Origin of the sequence: Streptomyces sp. XM4193, assembly GCF_023072595.1 — a bacterium.
In the GTDB taxonomy this organism is placed as follows: Bacteria; Actinomycetota; Actinomycetes; order Streptomycetales; family Streptomycetaceae; genus Streptomyces.
Window position 1 is genome coordinate 367,215 of record NZ_JALLGK010000004.1, and the last position, 26,806, is coordinate 394,020.

The following is a 26,806-nucleotide window of genomic DNA, read 5'->3' on the forward strand; positions in this document are numbered from 1 at the left end:
ACCCGGCAGCACCGCGCCTACGGCCGGCACCCGTACCGCACCCGTACCGCACCCGTTCAGCACAGTCGGCCGCGGGCACCGCACCCCGGCGCCCCGCCGGCACCCCCGACTGCCCACAGCAGGAAGTGGGCTGACCCCAGGAGGCCCACCCGATGGTGAACCACGAGGCTCCGTACGGCAGTTGGCCCTCGCCGATCGACGCCGCACTGGTCGCGGCGCACGACGGACGACCGGAGTTCCTGACTTCGATCGGCGACGAGCTGTGGTGGACCGCGCCCCGGCCGGCCGAGGGCGGGCGGCGGACGCTGATGAGGCTGAGCCCGGGGGACGGCAGCGGTTCGCCGGTCGCCGAGTCGGTGCTGCCGGCGCCCTGGAACGTGCGCAGCCGGGTCATCGAGTACGGCGGCCAGCCCTTCGCGGGCGTCCCGCGCGAGGGGCGCGGGCCGCTGGTGGTCTTCTCCCACTTCGCCGACCAGCGGCTCTACGCACTCGACCCCGACGCGGCGAGCGCCGATCACGCGGCGAGCACCCCGGGCGCCTCCGGGGGCGAACCGGTGCCGTTGACGCCGCTGGGCGCGGTCGGCGGCGGACTGCGGTTCGTCGATCCGCTGGTGCTGCCCGACCGCGGCGAAGTCTGGTGCGTGCTGGAGGAGTTCACGGGGGAGGGCCCGACCGAGGTGCGGCGCGTGCTGGTGGCGGTGCCGCTGGACGGCTCGGCGGCCGAGGACCGCGGTGCGCTGCGCGAACTCACCGACGACGCCCACGACTTCCTCACCGGCCCCCGGCTCTCGCCCGACGGGCGGCAGCTGGCCTGGCTGGTCTGGGACCACCCGGCGATGCCGTGGGACGGCACCGAACTGCGGCTGGCCGAGGTCACCGCCGACGGCCGGCTGGAAGCGACGCGCACCGTGCTGGGCGGACCGCAGGAGTCGGTCGTACAGGTCGACTGGGCCGCGGACGGCAGCCTGCTGGCCGCCACGGACCGGACCGGCTGGTGGAACCTGCACCGGGTCGACCCGGGCGGCGGCACACCGGTCAACCTCTGCCCGCGGGAGGAGGAGTTCGCCGACGCGCTCTGGAAGCTCGGCCACCGCTGGTTCGCCCCGCTGGAGAACGGACTCGTCGCCACGCTGCACGGCCGCGGCGGTGCGCGACTGGCGATACTGGACACCGGGTCCGGCGAACTGGCCGACGCACCGGGGCCGTGGAGCGAGTGGAGCGCGGCGCTCGCGGTGCGCGGCAGCCGGGTCGCGGGCATCGCGGCAAGTCCCCACAGCTCCTACGAGATCGTCGAACTCGACACCTGCACCGGGCACTTGAGCGTGCTGGCCGCGCACCACACCGACGCCGTGGACCCCGCGTTCCTCCCGCGGCCCGAGCAGCGCACCTTCACCGGCCCGGACGGCCGTCCGGTGCACGCCCACATCTATCCGCCGCACCACCCCGACCACCGCGGCCCCCAGGGCCAGGCACCGCCGTACGTGATCTGGGCGCACGGCGGGCCCACCGGGCGGGCGCCGCTCGTGCTCGACCTGGAGCTCGCCTACTTCACCTCGCGCGGTATCGGTGTCGCCGAGGTCAACTACGGCGGCTCCACCGGCCACGGTCGCGTCTACCGCAACCGGCTGCGCGAGCAGTGGGGCGTGGTCGACGTCGAGGACTGCGCCACCGTCGCGCGCGAGCTGGCCCGGGAGGGCACCGCCGACGGCACGCGGCTGGCCGTTCGGGGCGGCAGCGCGGGCGGCTGGACGTCCGCCTCCTCGCTGGTCGCGCCCTCCGTGGAGGGCCTGTACGCGACCGCGGCGATCAGCTACCCCATCCTGGACCCGGCCGCCTGGGCCGACGGGGAGACCCACGACTTCGAGTCGCGTTACACGGAGTCGCTGATCGGACGGCTCGAAGAGGTGCCCGACCGCTACCGGGAACGCTCGCCGGTGCTGCTCGCCGACCGGGTGTCCGTCCCGTTCCTGCTGCTGCAGGGGCTCGACGACGTGATCTGCCCGCCCGAGCAGTGCGACCGCTTCCTCGCCGAGATCGGGGACCGCGTCCCGTACACCTACCTCGCCTTCGAGGGCGAGGGGCACGGCTTCCGCCGGGCCGAGACGATCATCCGTGCGGTGGAGGAGGAACTGGCCCTCTACCGGCGGGTGTTCGCGGACGGCCCGCGGGGCGCAGGTGGCGACGGGAGCGCCGGCGGGCGCTGAGGAGCGCCGGGGGCGAGCGTCGCGAGGAGCGCCGGGGCGAGCGCCGCTTTCTCCGCCCGTGCACCGGCCCGTCCCGGCGGTCCGGTGCACGAGCCGGACCGAGACAGGAGTGGGCCCGCCGACCGGTGTCATATCGTTCGCGATGCGGTCGGCGGGCCCGGGCGGGGCACGGGTGCCCCGGTCGTGGGGTGCGGTGAACGCCGCACGTTCGGTGGTGCCGGCAGCGGGCGGTCCGCTCTCGAAGGGACGTACCCGGCCCGCTGTCAGTGAGCGTAGACGCGTTCCACGAAGGCCGCGATCTGCTCCTCGGAGAGATGCTGTGCGAGGTCCGCCTCGCTGATCATGCCGACCAGACGCTTGTCCTTGATGACGGGCAGCCGTCTGATCTGGTGGCCCTGCATCTCCTCCAGCACCTCACCGACGTCCGCGTCCGAGTCGACCCAGCGCGGAGTGCCGAGCGAGAGGTCACCGCAGGTGATCCTCGACGGGTCGAGACCGTGCGCGACGCACTCCACGACGATGTCGCGGTCGGTGATGATGCCGCACATCCGCTCGTTCTGGTCGCTGACGGGCAGCGCCCCCACGTCCAGCTCACGCATCAGCTGAGCGGCGCGGTCGAGCGTCTCGTGTGCGGGAATCCACTGCGCACCGGGGTGCATGATGTCTTCGGCCGTGGCCATGGGTACCTCCGGATCGCGCCGCCGACGACAGTTGCGGCGCGCCTCCCATGGTCCGTCCGGGTGAGAGCGTCGGCAACCGCGGACCCGCGCCGGCGCGACGCGGCGGCGACCGGGCGGCGGCGACCGGACCGGACGGCCGCGACGGGACGGCCGCGACGGGACGGCCGCGGCCGGGTGGGCAGAAGTCAGGCCTGTGCCAGGTCGGCGAGTGCGGAGGCACCGGCGAGCGCGGCGCGGGCGTCCGCCGTCCCGCCCCGGTCCGCCGACCACAGTGCGTACTCGACGGTGCGGGCGAGGCCCCAGGCGGCGAGCCGATCGGCCGGCTGCCCGGTGTGCTCCTGGGCGAGCAACAGCCTTGCGCGCAGGGGAAGTCGGGCGGGCAGCTGATCGAGCAGCGGCCACGGGTCGTACGCCGGATCACCCATCATCGGCTTGGGGTCGATGGCCACGTGGGAGCGGCGCCGGGCGGTGAGCACGTTTCCCGGGTTGAAGTCGCCGTGCAGCAGCACCCTGCCCGGCGCCCGGCGGGGGAGTTCCCGCAGCAGCGCCGCCCCACGGCGTACCGGCCCGGGGTCCGCGCCCAGCACCGCGCCCGTGCGCGCGAAGCGCTCCTCGACGAGGTCCGCCCAGCCCTCGCACACCTCGGCCAACTCCGGTGGACAGGCGTCGGGACGGGGAAGTTCCCGGGGACGCGTCCAGAGCTCCCGCAGCAGGTCCAGCCCCGCGGTCAGGCGCTCGACCGGGGTGGCGGGCTGCTCGGGGGACAGCAGGCCGGTGCCGGGCTCGCAGCGTTCGAGCAGCAGCGCCCACCGCTCCTCGTCCCAGGCACAGGGGCGTACGGCCGCCGGATTCTCCACGGCCGCCCAGTGCCGCAGCGCCAACGCCTCGCAGGCCGCCTCGGGATGCGGCCAACTCAGCTTGAGCACGGCGGGCGCACCGTCGGCGCGCCGAACCGGTGCGGCCCACGAGCAGCTGCCGCCGGGGTACGGCCGGCCCACGCGCAGATCCCAGCGCGCGGTGAACTCCTCGACGAGCCGCGGGAGTCGGCGCAGCCAGGCCGCCCCGTCCGGATCGCCGCCGAGGTTGCGCACGACCGCCGCCGACGGCGCTGCGAGCCCGTCCGGCGGTACGGTTCCGTCCGGCGCCGCGAGCCCGTCCGACGGTACGGCCCGGTCCGGCGGCTCCTTCGGCGGGTGCGCGGGCACGGCCGTCCTCAATGGTCCGGCTGGTCGACGTACTCGAAGATGGTGCCGTCGGGCAGGCGTGCGACCAGGCTGCGTCCGGCCGAGGTCTGGCGCGGACCCACCAGGATGTCCGCATCCACCTCCCGCAGCGCCTCGGCCGCCGCCATGACGTCGTCCACCGACAGAGTCGCGCTGATGCGCCGAAGGATGTCCAGCTCGTCGGGCGGTCCGCTCATCACCAGGAACGGGCCGACCGCCGCGACGCTCACTGCGCCGAGTTCGAAGCGCGCCGCCGGCGTCCCCGCCAGGCGCTCGTAGACGGGGACGGCGGCCTCCAGATCGTCGACGCAGATCCGCAGGGACGTTCCCAGAATGCGCATGTGTCTTCCTCCGTCGTTCTTCGGCGGGTAAGGCGGTGCTGGTGCTGGTGCTGGTGCTGGTGCTGGTGCTGCCCGGGTGCCCGGCGCCGGGCCGACCGTGCGTCCCGGCGCCGGCCGGCCGGTGTCAGAGCGCGACGGGGCCGGTGAGGTCGGGCGCGGTCTGCGGGCAGTACACGGTCAACCCGCCCGCCGCCTTGGAGAGCGTCAGCGCCCGGGGCGCGTCGGTGACCTCACCGTCGTGCGCCAGCTGGGTGCCGGGCTCGATCCAGTCGATGCGCAGCCTGCGCAGCAGAGCGGCGCCGTGTACCGGCGACTGCTGCAACGTCCCGGCGAGGGCACCGGCGAGCAGGCGGGTGCGGGCCCAGTGGTCGGCGTAGGCGACCCGTACGTCCAACAGGCCGTCGGCGAGGTTGGAGCGGTTCTGCGGGGCGAGGCCGAGGCCGTCGTAGCGGCAGTTGCCGGCGAAGAGCAGCCACACGCGGTGCCGGGAGCCGTTGATGTGCACCTCGGCCGGCGCGTACTCGCGCAGCACCTGCCAGGCGGCCACCACTCCGGCGGGCCAGCTGCCGATCCTGGGGGACCAGCGCTCGCGCACCCGCACCAGCTCCGGGTAGACGCCGAGGGCGAAGGTGTTGACGAAGGTGCCGTGCTCGCCGAAGCGGGCGAGGTCGACCTCGACCGCCTCGCCGGAGGCGAGCGCCTCGCGCAGTTCGGAGACCTCGGAGATGCCCAGGTCGTGGGCGAAGTGATTGAGGGTGCCGCCGGGCAGCACGGCCAGCGGCAGCCCCTCCTCCAACGCCGCGCCGGCCGCGGCACCGACGGTGCCGTCACCGCCGAACACCCCCAGCGCTCCGCCGAGTTGGGCCGCGCGCTTGGCGGCCCTGGACAGCACGGCCGGCAGGTCCTCGTCGCCGTCCCGGCCGAAGACCATGACCTCGGCCTCGGGCAGCGCCGCGCCTATGACCTCCTCCGGCGGCTCGTCCGTCGGGCCGGAACCGGAGTTGGCGACGACGACCAGGCCCGCGCCGTCCGGCAGTCGCGGAGCGCGCACCGAGGCGCGCACCGGTGGCGGTACGAGCTGTCTGGACGGCAGCAGCCGGCGTACGACCAGTGCGGCGCCCGCGCCGATGGCGATGCCGGCGGCCACGTCGGTGGGGTAGTGCACCCCCGTGTAGACGCGGGAGAACGCCACTGCCGCGGCCACCGGAGCCACCACCGCGCCCAGGGCCGGGGACTCCATCGCCACTCCGGTGGCGAACGCCGCGGCCGAGGCGGAGTGCCCGGAGGGGAAGGACGTGGTGTGCGGCTGCCGCTTGAGGTGGCGGATGGAGGGCACCGGACCGAGCAGCGGGCGGTCGCGCCGGACGGCGCGCTTGGCCAGTGTGTTGGTCACCAGCGAGGCCAGGGCCAGCGAGGCGGTGCCGCGCAGCGCGGCGCGCCGGGCCGAGGCCCGGTCACTTCCGAGGGTGGCGATCGCCGCGGCCGTACCGAACCACAGCAGACCGTGGTTGGCGCTGCGGCTCAGCCGCGGCAGCACCCGGTCGGCCCCGGGCAGCCTGCGACCGGCGACCTTCCGGAACAGTACGTTGTCGACCCTGCTCACTCTGCTCTTCACCCCGGGAACGCTACCCTGCCCGGCGTTTTCCACCCGTGGCGGTGCGCACCCCGCTGAGCGGCGGCCGGACGCGGCTTCTGCGAGTGTGGAACGCGGTGCTGCTCCCGCCCGAGCGCGGGCGCCACGGCGAGCGGAGGTGGGTATGGCGCGAGGCGAGGTCGCGACCGGCGCCCCGACGGCTGCCGCCGCCGGCTACTGGCGGCGGCGCGGCCTGCACACCGAGCCCGAGCGGGTCGTGCTCGCTCCCGGCGGCTCCGTGCTGCTGCTGGCGCTGCTGGCCGCCGTGGGGCCGGGCGCGGTCGTGCTCCCCCGACCCTGCGCCGACTGGTACGAGCCGCAGGCGAGGCTGCTGGGACGGCCCGTCCATCATGTGCCGGTGCCCGCGGAGTGCGGGGGAGTGCCCGACCCCTTCGCGCTGCTGGAGACGGTGTGCAGGGCGCGTGCCGCCGGCGCCGACCCCCGGGTGCTGGTGCTTTCGGTCGCGGACGACCCGACCGGCACCTGCGCACCGCCGGAGCTGCTGCACGAGGTGTGCGAAGCGGCCGCCTCCCTGGGGCTGTTGATCATCAGCGACGAGAGCGGACGGGACACCACCTTCGATCCGCACGAGACGGTGATCGTCTCGCCTGCTCAGATGCTGGAGGTGCCGGGAGGACTGCCGGAGGCGGGCACCGCCGTCGTACTGGTGGATCTGCGGGAGGCGCTGCTCCCCGACGGCCCGCCCGCCGCGGCGGCCAGGTTCCCGCACACCCGGCGCGGGGCGGAGCTGGCCCGGGCGGTGGAGCGTGTGCTGCTCGATCTCGGCGTCGGCCTCGCCGAGGAGGCGCGGGGCCCGGTGGCGGTCGCGCTGGAGGAGCCGGAGGCGCTGCGCACCGAGCACCGCGCACGGGTACGGGCCCGCGCGGCGTACGGTGCGAGGCTCCACCGGGCGCTGGTGGAAGCCGGCGCGGTGTGCCGCCCGCCGCGTCTGGGCGGCGCGCTCTACGCGGACCTGTCGCCGTTCGGACCGGAACTGCGGCGCCGCGGAGCAACCGGATCGGCGTCCCTGGAAGCCGAGTTGACGGTGGCGCTCGGCGGACCCTGGGTGCGCGGCGGACACCGGCTGGGCGAGCCGCCGCAGACCCTGCGGGCGCGCTTCGACACACAGCTGCTCGCCCCCGCGCGGCCGGGCCCGGACCGGGCGGCGGCCCGGGAGCCGGAACCGGCGGTGGGCCGGGCGGCGTGGGAACCAGAGGCGTCGCGGCGGCTGCGGCGCCTGCTCACCTCACTGACCGGGACCCGCAGAGATTGAGGGACAGCGATGACTGAGCAGACCGAGCAGGCCGGTTCGGGGGACGAACTCCCCGGCGGTGGCGAGGAGTTCACCGCTCCGGAGCTCGCCGCTCCACGTCGCAGGGGCGAGCGCCGCGACTGGCCGCGCAGCTTCTCCGACCGGCTCACCAGCCCGCTGCCGGGTTTCCGCACTCTGTTCAGGGCCGCCCGTACCGGATCGCTGCGGCCCTCCGAGAGCGCACGCGCGCAGCTGGACCAACTCCCGTACGCTCCGGCGCCGTTGCCCGAGCCGGCGACCGGACGGCTCTCGGTCACCTGGGCGGGGCACGCCAGCTGGGTGGTCCGGATCGGCGGGCTGACGGTGCTCACCGACCCGGTCTGGTCCGGCAAGATCATGGGCACTCCGAAGCGGGTGACACCTGTCGGAGTGGCCTGGGAGGCGCTGCCGCCGATCGACGCGGTGGTGATCTCGCACAACCACTACGACCATCTGGACGCCCCCACGCTGGCCCGACTGCCGCGCAGCACACCGCTGTTCGTGCCCGCGGGGCTGGCCGGCTGGTGCCGCAGGCGGAAGTTCACCGACGTCACCGAGCTGGACTGGTGGGAGGCGGCGGAGCTGCCCTCGCCCGAGGGCGGCGTCGTCCGCTTCGACTTCGTCCCCTCCCACCACTGGTCCCGTCGCACCCTCACCGACACCTGCCGCTCGCTGTGGGGCGGTTGGGTGCTCAGTCGCGAGGCCGGCCACCGGCTCTATTTCGCCGGGGACACCGGCTACGGGCACTGGTTCGCCGAGATCGGCCGCCGCCACCCGGGCATCGATCTGGCGCTGCTGCCGATCGGGGCGTACGACCCGTCCTGGATGCTGCGTCCGGTGCACACCGACCCCGAGGAGGCGGTGCGGGCCCACGCCGACCTCGGCGCCCGCTGCATGGCGCCGATGCACTGGGCGACCTTCCTGCTCTCCGGCGAGCCGCCGCTGGAGCCGGGAGAGCGGCTGCTGCGGGCCTGGGCCGCGGCCGGCAACCGCGCGCAGGACCTGTGGAACCTCCCGGTCGGCGGCTCCCGCACGATGGACCGCGATCCGGCGTAGAGCCGGCGCGGGGAGGCGCGCGGGGAGGCGCGCGGGGAGGCGCGCGGGGAGGCGGGGCGCGCGGCGGCGGGGAGGCGCGCGGGTGCGCACATGCCGACGGCCCGCCGGATCGATGATCCGGCGGGCCGCGGTGCGCCGTGGTGCTCGGCGCTGCCGAGTCGTGCTCGGTCTGCGCTCCCGGCGGTGCCGGGGTTCCCTCAGCGGGACGATCGTCAGCCGGTGACCAGGGTCAGGTTCCAGGCGCTGAGGATCGGGTTGATGGGCTGGTGGTAGGTGGTGCCACCGGTGCGGCAGTTGCCGGAGCCGCCGGAGGTCACGCCCTGGGCCTGGGAGCCCGAGATGTAGGAGCCGCCGGAGTCACCGGGCTCGGCGCAGACCGAGGTGCGGGTGACACCGGTGATGGTGCCCTCCGGGTAGGTCACGCTGGTGCCGTGCTGCTGGATCGTGCCGCAGTGCCAGCCGGTGGTGGAACCCGAGCGGCAGATGCTGGAGCCGACCGGGGCCTGCTGGGAGCCGGCGACCCGCGAACCGGAGCCCTTGACCGTGGGGGTCGGGGTCCAGTTGCTGTTCACCGCGACCCAGGCGCGGTCACTGCCGGGGAAGACCGATCCCCGGAAGGTGCCCTGGGAGACCTGGTTGTAGCCGGAGGTGGCGGTGCCGACGCGGCCGCAGTGGCCGGCGGTGGCGAAGCCGGGGGTGCTGCCCTGGCGCACGGAGAAGCCGACCGAGCAGCGGCCGCCGCCCATGTAGTAGGCGTCGCCGCCCACCAGGTTGTACATCGGCTGCGGCGCCTCGTCGGACTTGACGACCTTGACGGCGCCGGCGTCCACACCGCTGGCCGCGACGAGCTTCTTCGCCTCGGCCGGCTTCGCGGACAGGACGACGACCTTGTTGGTCTTGACGTCGAGGTAGCGCACCGGCGCGACCGTGCCGGCCGACTTCTCGGCGGCCGTGTCGAGCTTCTTGAGCGCCTTCTCCAGGGACTTGACGCTGTGGTCCACGAGCTTGGCGGTGGCGCCCGCCTTCTCGATCGCGGCCAGCTGCGACTTGTCCGTGGTGGCGACGAAGAGGTCGGCGCTCTTCTGCGTCACCCAGGAGCCGGCGAACGCGGCACCCAGGTCCTTGCGGACGGTCGGCTCGAGCTTGAGCGCCTCGGCCTCGTTGGCGATGCGGACCTTGGCCTGGTCGGCGGTGAGGCCGAGGTCGCGCTCCATGGCCTTCAGCAGGCCGGAGCTGACGCCCTCGGTCGCCTTCTCGACCGCTGCGGTCCTGTCGGGGGTGGCCTGCTGCGCGCCGGCGACGCTGGGCAGGGTGGTGACGCCGAGTGCCGCAACCGCGACGGCGGCGGCGGCGATCGCGGTACGTCTGCTACGGAGCATGGGGGTTCTCCTCGCTGCTCTATGTGGGGTCGGTCACAAAGTAGCCAGTCGAACGCGCGGCGTGTACCTGTCAGAGTGGCCCTCTTGTCATGTGATGTAACCGCATATCGGACCGTCAGTGAGCAGTACCGAACAGCTCGTTGGCGGCGAGCCAGTCCACGTAGCGGGGGTTGCGGCGGGCGGCCTCGGAGTGCGCCTGGCGGGCGTGCAGCAGTACGGAGGCCGCGGTGCTCGCGGCGGTCGACTCCGGGTCGTAGCCGATGATGTGACGCCAGCTCAGCGGCGTACCGGCCAGCGGGACCGTCACCACGCCGGGGGTGGGCGGGAAGGTGGCGCGGCACAGGCCCACCGCCCTGCCGAGCTGGACGAGTTCGACGCAGGCCGAGGCGTCGGTCTCGAAGAAGGAGATCGGGGTGAAGCCCGCGCGGGCACACGCGGCGGTGAAGCAGTCCCGGAAGCAGCCTTCGCCCGGGGCCTTCGCCCAGCGCTGCTCGGCCAGCTTGCTCAGCTCCAACTGCGGTTCCTCGGCGAGCGGATGGCCCTCGCCGAGCATCACGAAGACCGGATCGCGGCCCACTGTGCGCCAGTCCAGGGCGTCCGAGCGCGGGGGAGCGCTCTGCCCGCAGACGCCGGTCAGCACGAAGTCCAGTCGGCCCTCGACCAGCAGTTCGCACAGCTCGGTGGTGGACCAGGAGGTGTGCGTCGAGAGCAGCGCCTCCGGGTGGGTCACCGAGATCCGGTCGATCAGCGCCCCCAGCAGCGGCCCGTGCGAACTCCCGATCCGGAAGCGCGGCGAGTCCTGCCAGGAGCTGGCGAATCTTCGTGCGTCGTCCTGGAGCTGGCGCATGGCCGGGACCAGGACTCTGGCTCTGGTGAGCACCAGCTCGCCGAGCGGGGTGGGACGTGCGCCGGCGCGGTCGCGTTCGAACAGCGGCCCGCCCAGGGCGCGTTCGATGCGCTTCAGCTGTCCGCTGAGCGCCGACTGCGCCAGCCCGAGAGTGGTGGCCGCCCTGGTCAGGCTGCCTTCCTGACCGATCGCCCGAATGACCTTCAGATGCCGCAGCTCGAGTTCCATGGGGGTGAAGTTATGGCCACCGGTGGGGTACGGCAAGAGCTTCCGTTTCCGCTCATACCCGCACTCTTCGGAAGCGGTGTCCGCGGCGTCCCGTCACAGCCCACCAGGGGCGGGGCCGACGCGACTTCACGATGGCCCCGCCCCCGGCGGATTCCGCTTCCGGTCGGGCCCGGACCGCGCGGGCCCGACCGGAAGGTGTGCGCCGCCCGCCGAAGTGGCGGGCGGTACCGGTCACTTGGCCGGCATCAGCACGGTGTCGACGATGTAGACCGTGGCGTTGGAGGTCTGGACGTTGCCGCAGACGACCTTCGACTCGTCGTTGACCTCGTACTTCTCGCCCGAACCGGCGACCGTCAGCTTCTCCTTGGCCAGCGTCGCGTACTCGCCGTCCTCCAGGTCCTTCGGCGCCAGGCGCTCGTCGACGACGTGGTAGGTGAGGACCTTGCTCAGGGCGTCCTTGTCCTTGAGGAGGGCGTCCAGGTCGGCCTTCGGGATCTTGTCGAAGGCGTCGTTGGTCGGCGCGAACACCGTGATGTCCTCGGCGGAGTTGAGCGTGTCGCCCAGGTCCGCGGCACCGACGGCCTTCACCAGGGTGGAGAGCGCGGGGTTGTTGCCGGCGGCGGTCGCCACCGGGTCCTTGGCCATGCCGTCGAAGCTGCCGTCACCGCTCTCCGGAACGGCCTCGCAGCCCGGACCGAAGGGCTCGGACGCGGTCTCCTTCTCGTCGCTCTCCTCGGACTTGTCGCTGTCGTCCTGGCCCGGCGTCTCCTCGCCTGCCGCGGTGCTGTCGTCGCTGCTGCTGTCGCTGTCGTCGCTGCCGCAGGCCATGACCGAGAAGGGCAGAACGAGGGCGGCGACGGCGGCGATGGTGCTGCGACGGATACGGGCGTTCATGTGATTCATCTCCAAGGGGTTGCGAGGTGTGGCGAGGCTCCGAACGGAGCTCGCCCACAGGGGTGTCGGTGCACCACGGGGGTGTGGGCCACCGGGTCGGTCTCCCGCCGGGCGGGCGGGGCCGGCCGGTTCCGGGGCCGCGTCGCGGGCGGAACGTGCGGCCGGCGGGTCAGTCCACGTTGACCACCACCGAATGCCGGCCGGTCGCGCCGTCGGGTACGGTCCCGACGCGCTCACCGGTCTGGAGCTCGCCGTCGCCGTCGGTGGCGCGGACCTCCAGCCGGTGACGTCCCGGACGGGCGGGCCACTCGTAGACCCACTGCCGCCAGGTGTCCTTGGTGTGCTCGGCCGCGAGCCTGGCCTCCTGCCAGGGGCCCTCGTCGACCCGCACCTCGACCCGGTCGATCCCGCGGTGCTGCGCCCAGGCGACACCGGCCACCCGTACCGTGCCGGGCTTGAGAGTGGCCAGCGGCTCGGGCACGTCGATGCGGGACTGGGTCTTGACCGGCGCCCGTTGCGCCCAGTCGCGCTTGACCCAGTACACGTCCGTGTCCTCGAAGGTGGTGAGCTCCAGCTCCTCCAGCCATTTGCAGGCCGAGACGTAGCCGTACAGACCCGGAACGAGCATCCGCACCGGGAAACCGTTGACGAACGGGAGCGGTTCGCCGTTCATCCCGACCGCGAGCATCGCGTCGCGGCCGTCCATCACGGTCTCCACCGGAGTGCCGATCGTCATCCCGTCCACGGACTTGGAGACCAGCTGGTCGGCCGGCCCGCCCTTGGAGGGGGGACGCACACCCGCCTCGCGCAGCAGCTCGGCCAGCGGTACGCCCAGCCACCGGGCGCTGCTCACGTACGGGCCACCGACCTGGTTGGAGACGCAGCACATCGTGATGTCGCGCTCGACCAGGCCCCGCGAGAGCAGGTCCTGGAAATCCAGCTCCAACTCCCGCCGTACGCCCTTGCCGTGGATGCGCAGCCGCCAGGTGTCGGCGTTGACCTTCGGCACCACCAGCGCGGTGTCGACGCGGTAGAAGTCGCGGTTGGGGGTGGTGAAGGGCGCCACGCCGCGCACCGCCAGCTCCGCGCCGCGCGGGATCGTCGGCGCGGCCGAACGGGGCGCGGGCAGCCGTACCGCCTCGCGCGAGGCGGCGGCCTCGGCGCCCGTACCGGCGTTGAGATGCCTGCCGAGCAGGCCCGCACCCGCCGAGACGGCAGCCGTCGCTGTTGCCACCGCAACGAATCCGCGCCGGTCGAAAGCCGTTCCGTCGCGGTCACGGGGCGTGCCGCCGGGGGGCGGGGCGTCGGTCCCGGGGAGGTCGGACTCCGCCTCGTCGTCGGGCGTGCGTTGTTCGTCGGAGGCGAGCCAGGGGGCGCGGCGCACGGCCTCGATCAGCAGATGGAGCGCCACCGCGCCGACCAGTGCGCCGGCCAGCGAGGGCAGCGCGTCCGTCGGTCCGCTGTTCGGCCTGCTGAGCGCGGCTCCCGCGCCGACCAGTCCGAACGCCAGCACTCCGGCGGTGCCGAGCCATCGGAACCGCTGCGCCAGTACGCCCGCCACCAGCGCGAACACCGTGAGTACGGCGACGATGCCGAGCTGGAGCACCAGCTTGTCGTCCTCGCCGAAGGTGCGAATCGCCCAGTCCTTGACCGGAGTCGGTGCCTGGTCGATCGCCGCCGAGCCGACCGCGGTGACCGGAGAGGCCTCCGGTCGTACCGCGGCGGAAGCGAGCTCGGCGAAGGCGAGCGCGGCCAGGGCGGCCAGCACTCCGCTGAACGCGGCAAGTGCGTTGCGTGTCGCTTTCCGTGCTCTGTTTCCCGTCACACCCCGCATTCGGTGCTGCTGCGGGGGCGGATTGGTCGTTCACTCGAACAAATGAAAAATCGGCTCCGAGCTCGACTTTCGTGCCGCCGGACCAATCCGTTCCGCCCGCGGCACCGAATCACCCGCGACAGACGCGTCGCGAGCGCGCGCGTGCTCCGGCGCAACCCCGCGCACCGAACACTCAGGAGGACCGACATGGCGGCAGACCGGCGCCGAATCGCCGTGGTGGGCAGCGGAGTCGCGGGCCTGACCGCGGCACATGTGCTGCAGCGCGGCGGCGTCGAGGTGTCGCTCCACGAGGCAGACGAGCGGCTCGGAGGCCACGCCCACACCCACGACCTCACCACCCCGGACGGCCGGGTCCACCGCGTCGACTCCGGCTTCATCGTCCACAACGAGCGGACCTACCCGAACCTTCTGCGGCTCTTCGCCGAACTCGGCGTCGCCACGCAGGAGTCGGAGATGAGCATGTCGGTGCGGTGCGAGGGCTGTGGTCTGGAGTACGCGGGAGCCCGCGGCCCGGCCGGGCTGTTCGCCAAGCCGAGTCGGGCACTTCGCCCCCGCACCCTGCGCATGTACGCGGAGGTGCCGCGCTTCCACCGTGCCGCGAGGGCACTGCTGCGGCAGGCCGACGCCCACTCCGAGGGCTCGGCCGCCGGCCCGGCGGCGGAGGGGGAGGACGGGACGGCGGCCGGTGTCACCCTCGGCGACTTCCTGCGCCGCTCCCGCTTCTCGCCGTACTTCGTCAGCCACTTCGCCATTCCGCTGGTCTCGGCGGTCTGGTCCTGCCCGGCGGAGACCGCGCTGCGCTACCCCGCGCTCTACCTCTTCCGCTTCCTGGACCACCACGGGATGCTCTCGGTCGGCGGCTCGCCCACCTGGCGCACCGTCACCGGGGGTTCGCGCAGCTATGTCGACCGCATCGCCGAGCAGCTGACCGCCGTGCACCTCGGCTCCCCGGTGCGCTCGGTGCGCCGGACCGCCGACGGCGTGCGGCTGGAGAGCGCCGGCGGCGCCGTCGAGGAGGCCGACGGCGTGGTCGTCGCCGTCCACCCCGACCAGGCGCTCGCGCTCCTCGACGACCCCACCCCGGACGAGCGCGAAGTCCTCGGCGCGTTCCGCTACTCGCGCAACGCGACGCTGCTGCACACCGACACCTCCGTACTGCCGCGCAGCTCCGGTGCCCGCGCCTCGTGGAACTACCTGATGCCGCACTGCGAGACCGGAGCCGACGACGTACGCGTCAGCTACGACATGAACCGGCTCCAACGGCTGGACGCCGACCGGGAGTACGTCGTCACCCTGGGCGGCGGCGACCGGATCGACCCGGGTCTGGTGCTCGCCGAAATGGTCTACGAGCACCCCGTCTTCACCCATCGCACCAGGGCGGCGCAGCTGCGGCTGCCCGAGCTGGCCGGGCCCGTCACCGCGTACGCGGGCGCCTACCACGGCTGGGGCTTCCACGAGGACGGCTGCCGCTCGGGGGTCGACGCCGCGGCGGCGCTGGGGGTGCGCTGGTGAACGCGCCGCACCCCGCCCGGGCGAACCAGGAGCACAACGCGCCCACGAGCGCGCCACCGGACCCGCCCGCGGCCGCCGCTCTCTACCGCTGCCGGGTCACCCATGTGCGCACGGCACCCAAGCGGCACCTGGTGCGCCACCGCACGTACATGTGGCTGATCGACCTCGCCCGGCCGCCCCGGCTTCCGCTGTTGCTGCGGCCGTTGGCCCGCTTCCGCTCCGCCGACCACTTCGCCGGCACCGCGCCCACCATCCGCGAGGGGCTGGAGCGCTTCCTGGCCGCACGGGGCGTCGACCTGGCCGGCGGACGCGTTCTGATGCTGGCCAACGCACGCGTCCTCGGCCATGTCTTCAACCCGCTCTCGCTGTACTGGTGCCACGACCCGCAGGGGCGGCTTCGCTGCGTCGTCGCCGAGGTCCACAACACCTACGGCGAGCGTCACTGCTACCTGCTGCGCACCGACGAGCGGGGCCGCGCCGAGACGGCCAAGGAGTTCTACGTCTCGCCGTTCCTGCCCGTCGAGGGCGGCTACCGGATGCGGTTGCCGCTGCCCGAGCGCCTCGTGGACCTCGCCGTCCACTGGGAGCACGAGGGCTCCCGTCCGTTCACCGCGACCGTGCGCGGCGAACGCCAACCGCCGGGCACGGCCGCCCTGTTGCGGGCAGCCGTCCGGCACCCCTGGCCGACGCTCGCCGTCAGCGCCGCCATCAGGGCGCACGGAGTGCTGCTCTGGCTGCGCGGCCTGCCCGTGCGTCCCCGTCCCCGTCACCAGCCCCAGGAAGGTGTGGAGTGAGTACGACCCTCTCCCCGAGCCCCAGCGCGATCGACCCCGAACGCTGGCCGGACGTCGCCTCGGTGCCGTCGGCCTCGGCCGTCCGCAGGCGTGTCACCGAGCGGCTGCTGCGCCGGGCGGTCGCCCGGCTGCCCCTGTGGGTGCGCCTGCCCGACGGTGAACTCCTCGGGCAGGGCGGCCCGTTGATGGAGATCCGTGATCCGCGCGCCTTCCACGCCAGACTCGGCCGCACCGGGCTGATCGGCTTCGGCGAGTCCTATCTCGCGGGCGAGTGGGACGCCCCCGACCTCGTCGCGGTCCTCACGGTGCTCGCCTCCGAGATGGCCACCCTGGTCCCGGCCCCGCTGCAACGGCTGCGCGGCGTCTGGGCGGCGCGCCAGCCCGGCTCCCAGCGCAACACCCCGAGCGGTTCGAGGCGAAACATCAGCCGCCACTACGACCTGTCCAACGACCTCTTCGCGCTCTTCCTCGACAGCAGCCTGTCGTACTCCTCGGGCATCTTCCGCTCGCTGCCCGCCACGCCCGACCGGCTGACCGACGCGCAGCACCGCAAGATCGACCGGCTGCTCGACCTCGCGGAGGTCGGCGCGGGCACTCGTGTGCTCGAAATCGGCACGGGCTGGGGCGAGTTGGCGATCAGGGCCGCCGCACGCGGCGCCCGGGTGACCAGTGTGACCCTCTCCCGGGAACAGCGGGAGCTGGCGCTGAGCCGTATCGCGGCAGCCGGCCACCGGGACGCGGCCACCGTCGAGCTGCGGGACTACCGGGAGGTGACCGGCGAGTACGACGCGGTGGTCAGCGTCGAGATGATCGAGGCCGTGGGCGTGGAGTACTGGCCCACCTACTTCGCCAAGCTGGCCGATGTGCTCGCTCCCGGCGGCCGGGTGGCGCTCCAGGCCATCACCATGCCGCACGACCGGATGCTCGCCACCCGCCGCACCCACACGTGGATCCAGAAGTACATCTTCCCCGGCGGGATGCTGCCCTCCACCGAGGCGGTCGCCGAACAGGCCGCGCCGCGCCTGGAGATCACCCGGAGCGCCGGGTTCGGCCCGCACTACGCCGAGACGCTTCGACTGTGGCGGGAGGAGTTCCACGCCCGCGCCGAGCAGGTCGAGGAGCTGGGCTTCGACGAGACGTTCCGCCGCATGTGGACCTTCTACCTCGCCTACTCCGAGGCAGGGTTCCGCTCCGGCTACCTCGACGTCCAGCAGTTCCTGCTCACCGCACCCGGCACACCCGGCACACCCGGCGCGTCCGACGCACCGTCCGGGGCAACCGGCACACCGACCGGGAAGGCCCGGTCCGACAGCACAGAGGAGCCCACCCAGTGAGCGGAGCCGCACCCCAGATCACCCGCCTCGTCGGCGAACTCCTCGGCGGCCCGCTGCCGGTACGGCTGCGCGCCTGGGACGGCAGCGAGAGCGGGCCCGCCGATGCCCCGGTGCTGGTGCTGCGCCACCGCCGGGCGCTGCGCCACCTGGTCTGGCAGCCGGACGAACTCGGCCTGGCCCGCGCGTACATCAGCGGCGACCTGACCGTGGAGGGAGACCTCGCGGAGGGGTTGCGCGCCGTGTGGAGCGCGGTGCGCGAGGGCGGTCTGCGGCCGCCGACGGCCAGGAGCCTGGTGCGCGACCGCACCGGTCTGCGGGCGGCGAGGACCGCACTGCGGCTGGGAGCGGTGGGCCCGCGCCCGCCGCGTCCGCGCAGCGAGGCCCGACCCGAGGGCGCGCTGCACAGCAAGTCCCGCGACGAGGCCGTCATCGCCCACCACTACGACCTCTCCAACGATTTCTACGCCCTGCTGCTGGACCCGACGATGGCCTACTCCTGCGCCCACTGGGCCCGGGAGCCCGGGGCGCGCGCGGTTCGGGAGGACGGCTCGGCCGCCGCGTACGGTCTGCACGACGCCCAGCGGGCCAAGCTGGACCTGATCTGCCGCAGGCTGGCGCTCGCCCCCGGGATGCGGCTCCTGGACGTCGGCTGCGGCTGGGGCTCGCTGACCCTGTACGCCGCTGAGTGCTACGGGGTGCGGGTCACCGCCGTCACGCTCGCGGCGGAGCAGGCCGCGCACGTGCGCCGGCAGGCGGCCGAGCGCGGCCTGGAGGAGCTGGTGGAGGTGCGCCGCACGGACTACCGCGATCTGAGGGGCGACGGTTCCTACGACGCGGTGGCGACGGTGGAGATGGGCGAGCACGTCGGCGACGCCGAGTACCCGGCGTTCGCCGCGCTCCTGCACCGGATGCTGCGTCCGCGCGGCCGGCTCCTCGTCCAGCAGATGTCGCGGGGTTCGGTGGCGCCGGGCGGCGGCGCGTTCATCGAGGCGTACATCGCCCCCGACATGCACATGCGTCCGATGGGGGACACCGTGACCCTGCTGGAGAACGCGGGGCTGGAGGTGCGGGAGGTGCAGTCGATGCGGGAGGACTACGTCCACACCGTGCGGGCCTGGTACCGCACGCTCCAGGAGCGGTGGACCGAGGTGGTCGCACTGGTCGGCGAGGAGACGGCCAGAGTGTGGCAGCTCTACCTCGTCGGCGGTGCGCTGGCCTTCGAGGAACGACGCATGGGCGTCGACCAGTTGCTCGCGGTGCGGCCCACCGCCGAGGGCGACAGCGGTTTCGACGGGGCCGCGACGGACCGGTTCGGCGCGCAGCGGGTGGCGGCGTGAACGACTACCCCTGGGCGGACTTCGCCACCAACCTGCTGTACTCCGCGCTCGCCGCGCTCGCGGTCATGTGCGTCACCTTCCTGCTGGCGCGCTCCCGCGGCATGCACCGGATCGTCGACAGCGCGTGGGGCGCGGCCTTCGCCGCGGTGGCCCTGGTCTCGTACCTGCTCTCGGCCGGCCAGGGCCACGGCGGGCTGCGGCTGCTGACCCTGGTGCTGACCGCCGGCTGGGGTCTGCGGCTGGCGGTGCACATCGCCCGGCGCGGCGCCGGCCACGGCGAGGACCCGCGCTACGAGCGGATGCTGAGCAAGGCCCCCGGCAGCAGGGACGCCTACGCCTTCCGCAAGGTCTATCTGCTCCAGGGCGCGCTCGTCTGGCTGATCTCGCTGCCGGTGCAGGCCGCCTGCTATCTCCCCGAACCGGTCCCCGCGGTGGTGGTGGCGGGTGTCCTGCTGTGGTGCGTCGGAATCTTCTTCGAGGCGGTCGGAGACCATCAACTCGCCCGCTTCAAAGCCGATCCGGCCCACCGCGGGATGATCATGGATCGCGGGCTGTGGCAGTACACCCGGCATCCCAACTACTTCGGCGACTTCGCCGTCTGGTGGGGGCTGTTCCTGCTGGCCGCCGGTGACCCGGCGGTCGCGGCGGCGGTGCTGGTCTCGCCGGTGGTCATGAGCCTGCTGCTGACCGTCGGGAGCGGGAAGCGACTGCTGGAGAAGAGCATGGCCGACCGCCCGGGCTTCGCCGAGTACGCCGCCCGCACCAGCGGCTTCTTCCCGCTGCCGCCGAAGCGCGGCTGAGCGACGCCAACCGCCGTACGCCCGGCGGCAGTCCGGGGCCGGGCACGGCGGTCCGGGGCGTACGGCGGTCCGGGGTGCGCGGCGGTCCGGGGTGCGCGGCGGTTCTGGCGCACGGCGGTCGGGTCGGTGTGCGGCGGTTCGGGGCGCGCCGGTCGTCCGGGTGCGTGCACCGGCCCGGGGGCGCGGCGGGCGCGTCCGACGGCGGCGTGCGGGGGTGCGCGGCTGAGTGCGGGTGAGTGCGGCGGTGTCAGGGCGGCTGCGTCCCGTCCGCCGGGCCCGACCGTTCCTCCCGGAGCGCCAGATAGCCGGAGAGCGCGGCCGAGGCGGACAGCAGTGCGCGGGCGTCGCGGTCGATCGTGCGGGCGCGTTCCCGGACCGCCTGCCGTGCGCGGCCGACGCCCCCGCGCAGACGGATCTCGGCCAGCACGGAGGCGATCTCGGTGAGGCCGTGGCCGGATCGCCGCAGCAGCGCCGCCAGTTCGGCGTCGCGGACGTCCCGGCGGCCGTAGCGGCGATGTCCGGTGCGTCCCCGTGGTGGTGAGAGGATCCCCGCCCGCTCCCAGCCCCGCAGCGCGGTCGTGGTGACCCCGACCCTGCGGGCCAGCTCCCCCGACCCGAGCGGCTGTTCATCGGCGTTGCTCCCGGGCCCTCGGGCCGACCGCCCGTCGGCGGTGTCCAGAGCCGCGTCGAGGAGGCGTACGGTGCGCCGTTCGGTCAGCGCCCGCGCGTGCACCGCGTCCAAGGTCTCCCAGGCGTGGGCCGGTTCGCCGGACTGGAAGGCCGCCATGATCTCGCGCGCCGGGCCGTGGCCGGCAGCTCCGACCAGCGCGACGAAGGCTCTGAGCGCCGCCAGGTGCAACGGTCCGTACCGCCGGTACCCGTTGGGCAGCCGCGCAGCGGGCGGCAGCACGCCCCACTCCTCGTAGTTGCGCACCGCCTGCGGCGAGAGAGCCACCGCGCGTGCCAGATCGACTGGTCGCATCCCACTCTCCTTTGAAGGTTCGACGGCTCCAAGCCCCGCAGGAACGGGGCGAAGGCCGGCCAAGCCTCCACCGAAGGTTCGAAGTTACGATCGTTGTGCATGAACCTCCAGCCGGGCCCCTCGGGCAGAAAACCCCCGCGCACCCCCGACCTCCCCCTGACGACGGACGACATCAGGGCCGTCACCGCTTTCGCGCTCGCCTGCGCCGAGCAGGTGCTGCCGGTTTTCGAGACAGCGCATCCGCAGGACGACCGGCCCCGGGAGGCCCTGCTGGCGGCAGCCGCCTTCGCCGGCGGGCAACCCCGGTCCCGGGCCCAGCGGGTGACGGCTCCCGCGGCGCACCGTGCGGGCCGGGAGTCCTCCTCGCCGGCCGCCTTCCACGCGGCGACGGCGGCGGGCGACGCCGCGGCCTCCGCCTACCTCCATCCGCTGGCCGACGCCGCCCAGGTCAACCACATCCTGCGCGCCGCGGCGCACACCGTCCGGGTCTTCGAGCTGTGTCCCGAACTCCGCCCCGGGCAGGACCCGATGGGCTGCGCACTGCGCTGCGCCACCCCGTCGCTCACAGCCGTCCTCCGCCGCTATCCGCGGATCCCGCAAGGGCACAGACCGGTCACACGCCTGGTGCACACCCTCGACCGGCAGTTGCGGAGCACCACCCTGACCGGCCTCGGAGAACAGCCGCACAGCGGTTGACACCGAACCGGTGAGCATCGGCTCGCCGATCGTGCAGTTCCGGGGCCCGGACTGCCGACCTCGCTCGGCGGACTGCGTTTGGCCGTCCCCGTCCGCACGATCAGGGCGGAGCGAAGCCGGAGCCGGTGGCTGTCGGCAACGTCTCCTGCTCGGCGTCGTGTTGGGAGATCTTCAAGCCCCGGCCACAACTTCGGCCGCTGCTTGGGCGATCTGGACGACCAGCGGTTTCCGACGGGCGACGATGCCCGGTGCGGAGACCGGGACGTACGAGGTGCCCGAACTGCTCGCACGGATCCGCGACAGCCCGACGTTCCCCGCCACGGCCTGATCCGCCGGTGGCGAGCACCCTGATCGGCACCTCTCGCCCGCCCTGCCCGAGCTTCTGACCGAGGTGTGGCCGGCCGCACCCGGGCCCGGCCGGATCGCACAGCGGGCCTTGTTCAGCGCGGAGCGATGCCCGTGTCCGTGGAACGGAGCGCCCGGTCGAGCAGGCCCGCACCGGGGCCCGCCAACCATTGGTCGAAGCGCAACAGCGAAGGGAACTCGGTGCGCAAGGCGTCGAGGTTCGCGTTGCCCGCCAGCCTGCCGTCGTCGACGAGTGCTGCCAACCTGCCCAGGACCTCGTTCTGTTCCGGCGTCGTCGGCAGCCGGGTGTATCCGATCGGCCGACCAGCGGCCCGGGTCAGTTGCTCGGCCAGGTCGCTGCCGGTGAGAGCGTCACCGGCAATCTCCATGGTGCGGCCGACGTATCGACCGGGTGCGCCGAAGACCGCGGCGACGATGCGGCCGATGTCGCGCACCGCGATGAACTGCATGGCCTGGTCGGGGCGCATCAGGAAGGACAGGTGCCCCCGGGCGAGCCCCGTTCCGGGGGTCACCAGGAGTTCCATGAACGTGGCTGGTCGAACGACGGTGCCGGCGATGTCGAGATTCCGGATATGGGCCTCGACGCGGTTCTTGGTGTCGAGGTGACCGACCCCCGTTGTCGAGCCCGCGGTGACCGCCGAGCTGTAGACGAGGTGGGCGACGCCGCAGTGCTGGGCGATGTCAGCCACTGCCGTGCCGAAGCGGACCTCGTCCTCGTCGGTCACCTCGGATTCCGCCTGCCCGGAGTTCGGCTGGACACTGAACACACCGTGGGCGCCGGCGAAGGCCGCGCGGAGGGACTCCGGGTCCCCGAGGTCACCGCGGACGGTTTCGACACCGGCGGCGGAGAGGGAACGGGCCCGCCGGCCGGACGGGTCCCGCACGACCGCGCGCACGGCCCAGCCGTCGGCCCGCAGCGCTGCGACGACCGATCCTCCCTGCTGTCCCGTGGCACCCAGGACGACGATGGTCTTGGCGTCGGTCATGTCGATCACGCTGCTCTCCCGCCGATCACGGCCGTGTTTCTGCTGAACATTGCTGATCTTCCCGGGACCCGAGAGGTGGGTCGGAGATGTGCGGGGCACTGCTCCGGAGCCGGCAAGGGCTGGTGCGCCCCGGTGTTCGCTACGCTAAAACCTGACGCCAGTGTCAGGTGCAAGCGAGAGCTGGAGCCGAGTCGGGAGGCCGTGGTGCGGATCGGGGAAGTCGCCGCGAAGGCGGGCGTCAGCGTCAGGGCGCTGCGCTACTACGAGCAGCAGGATCTGCTGCACTCCACCCGGAGTCCGGGCGGCCAGCGCCGGTATCCGGCCGGCGCCGTCGAACGGGTCGGGCTGATCCAGCAGCTCTACTCCGTGGGCCTGCCCAGCAGAATCATCCGCGAGGTCCTGCCGTTCACCGACTCCGGTGAGGCGTCACCGGAACTGCTGGACCTGCTCGAGGCCGAACGCGACCGTCTCGACCGGAAGATGACCGACCTGCGGGCCGTGCGCAACCGGCTGCACGACTGCATCACCGAGGCACGCAACCCTGACGGAACAGCAAGTCCGTCCTGAAGCAGGAGCGGGCGGAGCGGGACCGGCAGCGCGAACGGCTCCCCGGCCGCTTCCGTGAGCTCGTCCTCCAGGGTCGGCAACGCCGCGACAGCATCTGCCGGTTCGCCTTCTCGGACCGACGGACGGGCCCACCCTCGCTCGCGCCGACATCCGCCGACATCCGCCGACGCCTGCCGACACCCGCCGACACCCGACGGCAACCGCGTCACCCGAGGGGACACGGAAAGCGGCGGGTCGGGCGGGGCCGGTGTTGTCAGAGGTGGTGGATAGCCTTCGGCCATGAGCAACGAGACGTGGAACGCCCTGGTGGCGACACCCCTCCCGGAAGTACGGCGCAGGGCCGCCGTCATGGACGAGCTTGCGGGCGTCAAGCCGGTCGAGGTGGCCGGCGCACGCCGGTTGGCCTGGAACGACGGCGGCGGCCAGTCCGCGGTCTGGTACTTCGCGGAGGACGGCCGCGTGCTGCTGCTGACCTTCGACCACGAGGCGTCGCTGAACCTGTACGCCGAGGACGACTTCGCCCTCCAGGAGTCGCTGTACGAGGGCGTTCCCGAGTCCCTGGTCGCGCTGGTCCGCGACCGCCCGGAGAACTACGAGTCGCTGAACCTCACGGACTCCGCGGGCCGGGCCATCCACTATGCCGGCGGCGTCTTCTGGTGCGACGGCGAGAGCTGGCACGTCTCCGACGGGCTGGAGGAGTACTGCCGCAGCGAGGAGATCGACCTCTTCGGCGAGTCCGGCTTCGACTACTGCCTGCGCGGCTACCTCTTCGGCCTCTCCTTCACCCCGGAAGTCCTCGTCGAGGGCCGGGAGGAGGAGGGCCGGTACAAGGACGAGGCGCAGAAGGAGGCCGATCTCGCGGGCCTCCGCGAGCTCTTCGCCCGCCACGGCTGACCCGCCCGCCGCGCCCACCCCGTCTCACCGGTCTGCCGCGCCAGACCCGCCCGCCGCACTCGACGGATCCGCCGTGCCCGACTCGACCCGCGTCAACCGTCCCGCCGGCCGAGCACCGGGCGCCCGCACGGTGCTCAGCCGGGCCGGTCCAGACCGCGGGCGCGGCGCATACGGTCCGCCCCGGCGCCCAACTCCACCAGCGGTTCCGGGTAGTCCAGCTCCGCGCGCCGCTCGGCGGGCAGCTTCCACGGCTCGTGCACCGCACGTCCCGCGACCCCGGCGAGCTCCGGCACCCAGCGTCGTACGTACACGCCCTCCGGGTCGAACCTCCTGGCCTGCGCCAGGGGGTTGAGGACCCGGTTGGGCCGGGTGTCGGTACCGGTGCCCGCCACCCACTGCCAGTTCAGCTGGTTGTTCGCCACATCGCCGTCGACCAGCAGCTCCAGGAAGTGCGCGGCGCCCACCCGCCAGTCCAGATACAGCGTCTTGGTCAGGAAGCTCGCGGCCAGCAGCCTGGCGCGGTTGTGCATCCAGCCCTCCGCGCTCAGCTGCCGCATCGCCGCGTCGACCACCGGGTAACCGGTACGGCCCTCGCGCCACGCCTGCGCGTCGCGCTCGGCCGCGGCGCCGCTCCGCCAACGGTCGCCGCGCGAGCGGTAGTCGGCGTGCGCCGCGGCCGGACGGGCCGCGAGCACCTGGTGGTGGAAGTCGCGCCACGCCAGCTGCCGCACGAACGCCTCCGCCCCGACACCGCCGTGCCGCTGCGCGCGGTCGGCGAGTTCGACGGGGGAGAGGCAGCCGAAGTGCAGATAGGGCGAGAGCCTCGAGGTGGCGTCGCCCGGAAGGTCGTCGTGCCGCTCCTCGTAGGCGTCGACACCGCTCGCCGAACGCGCCAGCCAGCGGCGTACCCGCTCCCGGCCCTCCCGCTCGCCGCCGGGCGCCAGTCGGGGCGAGACGCCGGACACCTCGAGCGGCGGCAGCGCGGCCGAGGCGATGGGCGGCACCTCCAGCCGCCGCGGCGCGGCGAGCACCGAGCGGGGCGAACTCCCCGACCAGCGGCGGAAGTACGGCGTGAAGACCGCGAAGTGGTCCTTGCCGGTCGGCGTCACCTCGCCCGGCGGCAGCACCGTGCACACCGCGTCGTGAACGTGCAGCGCGGCTCCCGTACCCTCCAGCGCCGTGCGCAGGGCTTCCTCGCGCCGCGCCGCGTAGCCGCTCACATCGGCGGCCAGGTGCACCTCCTGGGCGCCGACCTCCTCGACGACCGCGCGCACCTGCTCGGCCACCGCGCCCTCGCGCACCACCAACCGCCCGCCCCTGGCGCGCAGTTCCTCGTCCAGCGACTCCAGCGCACGCGCGAGGAACGCCGCCCGGTTGGGGGCGACGAACCCAGCCGCCCGCACCCCGTCGTCCCGCACGAACAGCGGGACGACGGCGTCGGCGCGCCGCACGGCGGTGTGCAGCGGCGGATGGTCGTGCACGCGCAGGTCGGCGGTGAACAGCACCACCGCCACCCTGCGTTCGGGATCCGGACTCATCCGGGGAACTCCATCTCCGCCAACGGTTCGGACGTCGGCTGGTCGGAACCGCCGGCGGGCTCCACGGTGATGCCCATTCCCGAGGCCCGGTCCAGGTCTCCGGCCATCACGGTCGCGGGGCGCGCGGACTGCGCGTCCATCAGGCCCGCCGAACGCATGGTGCCACCGTCGTTGAACCAGAGCTGGTACACCTTGCCGCGCGGCGGTGTCGGCATGTCGGAGGCGAGGAACGCCGCCTGGTTCCGCTCGCGGCTGACCACCACCGTGCCGGTGGCGCCGCCCGGCAGTTCACTGGTCTCGACGCTGGCGTCCGGGGCGGTCAGCAGGGCGCTGATGTCGGTGGACCGCTGCTGGGCCTGCTCGGCGCGCTGCCGGGCGTCCTCGGCCTGCTGGTACTGCCACACCGCGATGCCGCCGAACGCCGCCACCCCCGCCAGGCAGGCCGCCAGCACCAGCCTCGGCAGTGCGCGGGCCGTACGGGCGCCGCCCGCGCGTCCCCCGCGCCCACGGGCCGACACCTTCGGAGGCTCCTGCCGCACGGTGGCGATCTGGTCCAGCACCCGCTGCCGCATCTCCGGCGGCGGGGCGTCGCTCACGGCCTGGCCCAGCCGCGCGGCGGTGGCGCTCAGCTCGGAGATCTCCTCCGCGCACGGGCGGCAGGCCGACAAGTGCCGTTCGAACGCCGCGCGTTCTTCCTCGGAGAGCGCGTGCACCGCGTACGCGCCGGTCAGTGTGTGCAGGTCGGCGGAGCTCATCCGGTCACCCCCAGGCAGTCACGAAGTCGGATCAGACCGTCCCGCAGCCGGGTCTTGACGGTGCCCAGCGGGACGGAGAGCAGCTCGGACACCTCCCGGTAGGTCAGCCCGCGGTAGTAGGCCAGCGTGACCGACTGGTTCTGCAACTCGGTCAGCGTGCGCAGGCACCGTCGTACCTGCTCGGCCTCCAGCCGCGCCTCGACCTGCTCAGTGACCTCGTCGAACGCGGGTGTGCGCTCCAGCAGCGCCGCCTTCTCCTCGCGGTCGGTCGCCGCCTGCGCGGAACGCACCCGGTCCACCGCCCGGCGGTGCGCCAGCGTCATGATCCATCCCATGGCGCTGCCGCGGTCGGGCTGGAAGTGCGCCGCACGCCTCCAGACCTCGACCATCACCTCCTGGGCGACCTCCTCGGCCTGGGCGGGGTCCCTCAACACGCTGCGCACGAGGCCGAACACCGGAGCCGAGACCCGGTCGTACACCGCGGCGAAGGCGTCCGCGTCGCCGCGCGCGACGTGGTTCAACAGCTCCTGGAGATCGGGTCCCGGATCGGTGACACCGGAGATGTGGACGGCCTCCTTCATAGGACCGCACCACTCTTCGTCACCGGGCCGACGGACCGGCGGTGGACTGCTGGG

Annotated in this window: 25 protein-coding genes; 11 read left to right on the top strand and 14 right to left on the bottom strand. The window is 73.5% G+C overall.

Going from position 1 to position 26,806, the window contains the following annotated elements:
* Positions 1 to 152: 152 nt before the first annotated feature.
* Positions 153 to 2,204, top strand: coding sequence for a prolyl oligopeptidase family serine peptidase (locus MTQ01_RS14595; RefSeq protein WP_247490452.1), 2,052 nt, complete (start codon positions 153 to 155; stop codon positions 2,202 to 2,204).
* A 263-nt stretch (positions 2,205 to 2,467) separates the two neighbouring features.
* On the opposite strand, the gene MTQ01_RS14600 is transcribed toward MTQ01_RS14595, so the two are convergent.
* From MTQ01_RS14600 to MTQ01_RS14615, 4 genes are all read right to left on the bottom strand, one after another.
* Complete coding sequence (locus MTQ01_RS14600) at positions 2,468 to 2,884, bottom strand: CBS domain-containing protein (RefSeq protein ID WP_247490454.1); 417 nt, start codon at positions 2,882 to 2,884, stop codon at positions 2,468 to 2,470.
* Between the two features lie 185 nt (positions 2,885 to 3,069).
* The gene (locus MTQ01_RS14605) at positions 3,070 to 4,089 is read right to left on the bottom strand and encodes an aminoglycoside phosphotransferase family protein (RefSeq protein WP_247490455.1); all 1,020 of its coding nucleotides are present in this window, start codon (positions 4,087 to 4,089) and stop codon (positions 3,070 to 3,072) included.
* Positions 4,090 to 4,097: 8 nt separating this feature from the next.
* Positions 4,098 to 4,448: a VOC family protein gene (locus MTQ01_RS14610; protein WP_247490456.1), complete on the bottom strand. Its 351-nt coding sequence runs from the start codon at positions 4,446 to 4,448 to the stop codon at positions 4,098 to 4,100.
* A gap of 124 nt (positions 4,449 to 4,572) precedes the next feature.
* Entirely contained in the window at positions 4,573 to 6,063 is a 1,491-nt protein-coding gene (locus MTQ01_RS14615) for a bifunctional phosphatase PAP2/diacylglycerol kinase family protein (protein ID WP_247490457.1), read from the bottom strand.
* Positions 6,064 to 6,205: 142 nt separating this feature from the next.
* Between MTQ01_RS14615 and MTQ01_RS14620 the strand changes: the two genes are divergently transcribed.
* A complete protein-coding gene (locus MTQ01_RS14620) occupies positions 6,206 to 7,354 on the top strand; it encodes an aminotransferase class I/II-fold pyridoxal phosphate-dependent enzyme (protein WP_247490458.1) in 1,149 nt (382 codons plus the stop codon).
* A gap of 9 nt (positions 7,355 to 7,363) precedes the next feature.
* The gene (locus tag MTQ01_RS14625) at positions 7,364 to 8,428 is read left to right on the top strand and encodes an MBL fold metallo-hydrolase (protein WP_247490461.1); all 1,065 of its coding nucleotides are present in this window, start codon (positions 7,364 to 7,366) and stop codon (positions 8,426 to 8,428) included.
* A 212-nt stretch (positions 8,429 to 8,640) separates the two neighbouring features.
* Here MTQ01_RS14625 and MTQ01_RS14630 read toward each other — a convergent pair whose 3' ends face one another.
* The 4 genes from MTQ01_RS14630 to MTQ01_RS14645 form a co-directional block, all read right to left on the bottom strand.
* The gene (locus tag MTQ01_RS14630; RefSeq protein ID WP_247490463.1) at positions 8,641 to 9,807 is read right to left on the bottom strand and encodes a S1 family peptidase; all 1,167 of its coding nucleotides are present in this window, start codon (positions 9,805 to 9,807) and stop codon (positions 8,641 to 8,643) included.
* A 115-nt stretch (positions 9,808 to 9,922) separates the two neighbouring features.
* Positions 9,923 to 10,882 (bottom strand): LysR family transcriptional regulator, encoded by a 960-nt coding sequence (locus MTQ01_RS14635; RefSeq protein ID WP_247490465.1) that lies wholly within the window; start codon positions 10,880 to 10,882, stop codon positions 9,923 to 9,925.
* Between the two features lie 231 nt (positions 10,883 to 11,113).
* Positions 11,114 to 11,776 carry a fasciclin domain-containing protein gene (locus tag MTQ01_RS14640; RefSeq protein WP_247490466.1) on the bottom strand — a complete coding sequence of 221 codons (663 nt, stop codon included), beginning with the start codon at positions 11,774 to 11,776 and terminating at the stop codon, positions 11,114 to 11,116.
* A gap of 169 nt (positions 11,777 to 11,945) precedes the next feature.
* Positions 11,946 to 13,610, bottom strand: coding sequence for a molybdopterin-dependent oxidoreductase (locus tag MTQ01_RS14645; RefSeq protein WP_247490469.1), 1,665 nt, complete (start codon positions 13,608 to 13,610; stop codon positions 11,946 to 11,948).
* Between the two features lie 186 nt (positions 13,611 to 13,796).
* Between MTQ01_RS14645 and MTQ01_RS14650 the strand changes: the two genes are divergently transcribed.
* The 5 genes from MTQ01_RS14650 (at position 13,797) to MTQ01_RS14670 (ending at position 19,387) form a co-directional block, all read left to right on the top strand.
* Positions 13,797 to 15,122: an NAD(P)/FAD-dependent oxidoreductase gene (locus MTQ01_RS14650; RefSeq protein ID WP_247490471.1), complete on the top strand. Its 1,326-nt coding sequence runs from the start codon at positions 13,797 to 13,799 to the stop codon at positions 15,120 to 15,122.
* Positions 15,123 to 15,226: 104 nt separating this feature from the next.
* A complete protein-coding gene (locus MTQ01_RS14655) occupies positions 15,227 to 15,916 on the top strand; it encodes a DUF1365 domain-containing protein (RefSeq protein ID WP_247490707.1) in 690 nt (229 codons plus the stop codon).
* Positions 15,913 to 17,250: a cyclopropane-fatty-acyl-phospholipid synthase family protein gene (locus MTQ01_RS14660; protein ID WP_247490473.1), complete on the top strand. Its 1,338-nt coding sequence runs from the start codon at positions 15,913 to 15,915 to the stop codon at positions 17,248 to 17,250. The genes MTQ01_RS14655 and MTQ01_RS14660 overlap by 4 nt, the downstream gene beginning before the upstream one ends.
* Positions 17,247 to 18,587: a cyclopropane-fatty-acyl-phospholipid synthase family protein gene (locus tag MTQ01_RS14665; protein ID WP_247490475.1), complete on the top strand. Its 1,341-nt coding sequence runs from the start codon at positions 17,247 to 17,249 to the stop codon at positions 18,585 to 18,587. The genes MTQ01_RS14660 and MTQ01_RS14665 overlap by 4 nt, the downstream gene beginning before the upstream one ends.
* Positions 18,584 to 19,387, top strand: coding sequence for a DUF1295 domain-containing protein (locus MTQ01_RS14670; protein WP_247490477.1), 804 nt, complete (start codon positions 18,584 to 18,586; stop codon positions 19,385 to 19,387). The genes MTQ01_RS14665 and MTQ01_RS14670 overlap by 4 nt, the downstream gene beginning before the upstream one ends.
* 247 nt (positions 19,388 to 19,634) lie before the next feature.
* On the opposite strand, the gene MTQ01_RS14675 is transcribed toward MTQ01_RS14670, so the two are convergent.
* The gene (locus MTQ01_RS14675; protein ID WP_247490479.1) at positions 19,635 to 20,369 is read right to left on the bottom strand and encodes a MerR family transcriptional regulator; all 735 of its coding nucleotides are present in this window, start codon (positions 20,367 to 20,369) and stop codon (positions 19,635 to 19,637) included.
* Between the two features lie 99 nt (positions 20,370 to 20,468).
* Here MTQ01_RS14675 and MTQ01_RS14680 point away from each other — a divergent pair, with 99 nt between their 5' ends.
* A complete protein-coding gene (locus MTQ01_RS14680) occupies positions 20,469 to 21,065 on the top strand; it encodes a putative immunity protein (protein ID WP_247490482.1) in 597 nt (198 codons plus the stop codon).
* Positions 21,066 to 21,236: 171 nt separating this feature from the next.
* Here MTQ01_RS14680 and MTQ01_RS14685 read toward each other — a convergent pair whose 3' ends face one another.
* Together MTQ01_RS14685 and MTQ01_RS14690 are read right to left on the bottom strand one after the other, a co-directional pair.
* Complete coding sequence (locus tag MTQ01_RS14685; protein ID WP_247490484.1) at positions 21,237 to 21,386, bottom strand: hypothetical protein; 150 nt, start codon at positions 21,384 to 21,386, stop codon at positions 21,237 to 21,239.
* Positions 21,387 to 21,505: 119 nt separating this feature from the next.
* Positions 21,506 to 22,417 carry an NmrA/HSCARG family protein gene (locus tag MTQ01_RS14690; protein ID WP_247490709.1) on the bottom strand — a complete coding sequence of 304 codons (912 nt, stop codon included), beginning with the start codon at positions 22,415 to 22,417 and terminating at the stop codon, positions 21,506 to 21,508.
* 204 nt (positions 22,418 to 22,621) lie between these two features.
* Here MTQ01_RS14690 and MTQ01_RS14695 point away from each other — a divergent pair, with 204 nt between their 5' ends.
* Positions 22,622 to 22,984 carry a MerR family transcriptional regulator gene (locus tag MTQ01_RS14695; protein ID WP_247490485.1) on the top strand — a complete coding sequence of 121 codons (363 nt, stop codon included), beginning with the start codon at positions 22,622 to 22,624 and terminating at the stop codon, positions 22,982 to 22,984.
* Between the two features lie 279 nt (positions 22,985 to 23,263).
* The gene (locus tag MTQ01_RS14700) at positions 23,264 to 23,878 is read left to right on the top strand and encodes a hypothetical protein (protein WP_247490487.1); all 615 of its coding nucleotides are present in this window, start codon (positions 23,264 to 23,266) and stop codon (positions 23,876 to 23,878) included.
* Positions 23,879 to 24,012: 134 nt separating this feature from the next.
* Here MTQ01_RS14700 and MTQ01_RS14705 read toward each other — a convergent pair whose 3' ends face one another.
* From MTQ01_RS14705 to MTQ01_RS14715, 3 genes are read right to left on the bottom strand one after another with little or no spacing between them, the layout of a single operon-like run.
* Positions 24,013 to 25,416 (bottom strand): deoxyribodipyrimidine photo-lyase, encoded by a 1,404-nt coding sequence (locus tag MTQ01_RS14705; protein WP_247490489.1) that lies wholly within the window; start codon positions 25,414 to 25,416, stop codon positions 24,013 to 24,015.
* Positions 25,413 to 26,171 carry an anti-sigma factor domain-containing protein gene (locus MTQ01_RS14710; protein ID WP_247490491.1) on the bottom strand — a complete coding sequence of 253 codons (759 nt, stop codon included), beginning with the start codon at positions 26,169 to 26,171 and terminating at the stop codon, positions 25,413 to 25,415. Before MTQ01_RS14710 ends, MTQ01_RS14705 begins: the two co-directional genes overlap by 4 nt.
* Positions 26,168 to 26,752: a sigma-70 family RNA polymerase sigma factor gene (locus tag MTQ01_RS14715; RefSeq protein ID WP_247490493.1), complete on the bottom strand. Its 585-nt coding sequence runs from the start codon at positions 26,750 to 26,752 to the stop codon at positions 26,168 to 26,170. Before MTQ01_RS14715 ends, MTQ01_RS14710 begins: the two co-directional genes overlap by 4 nt.
* Positions 26,753 to 26,806: the final 54 nt, after the last annotated feature.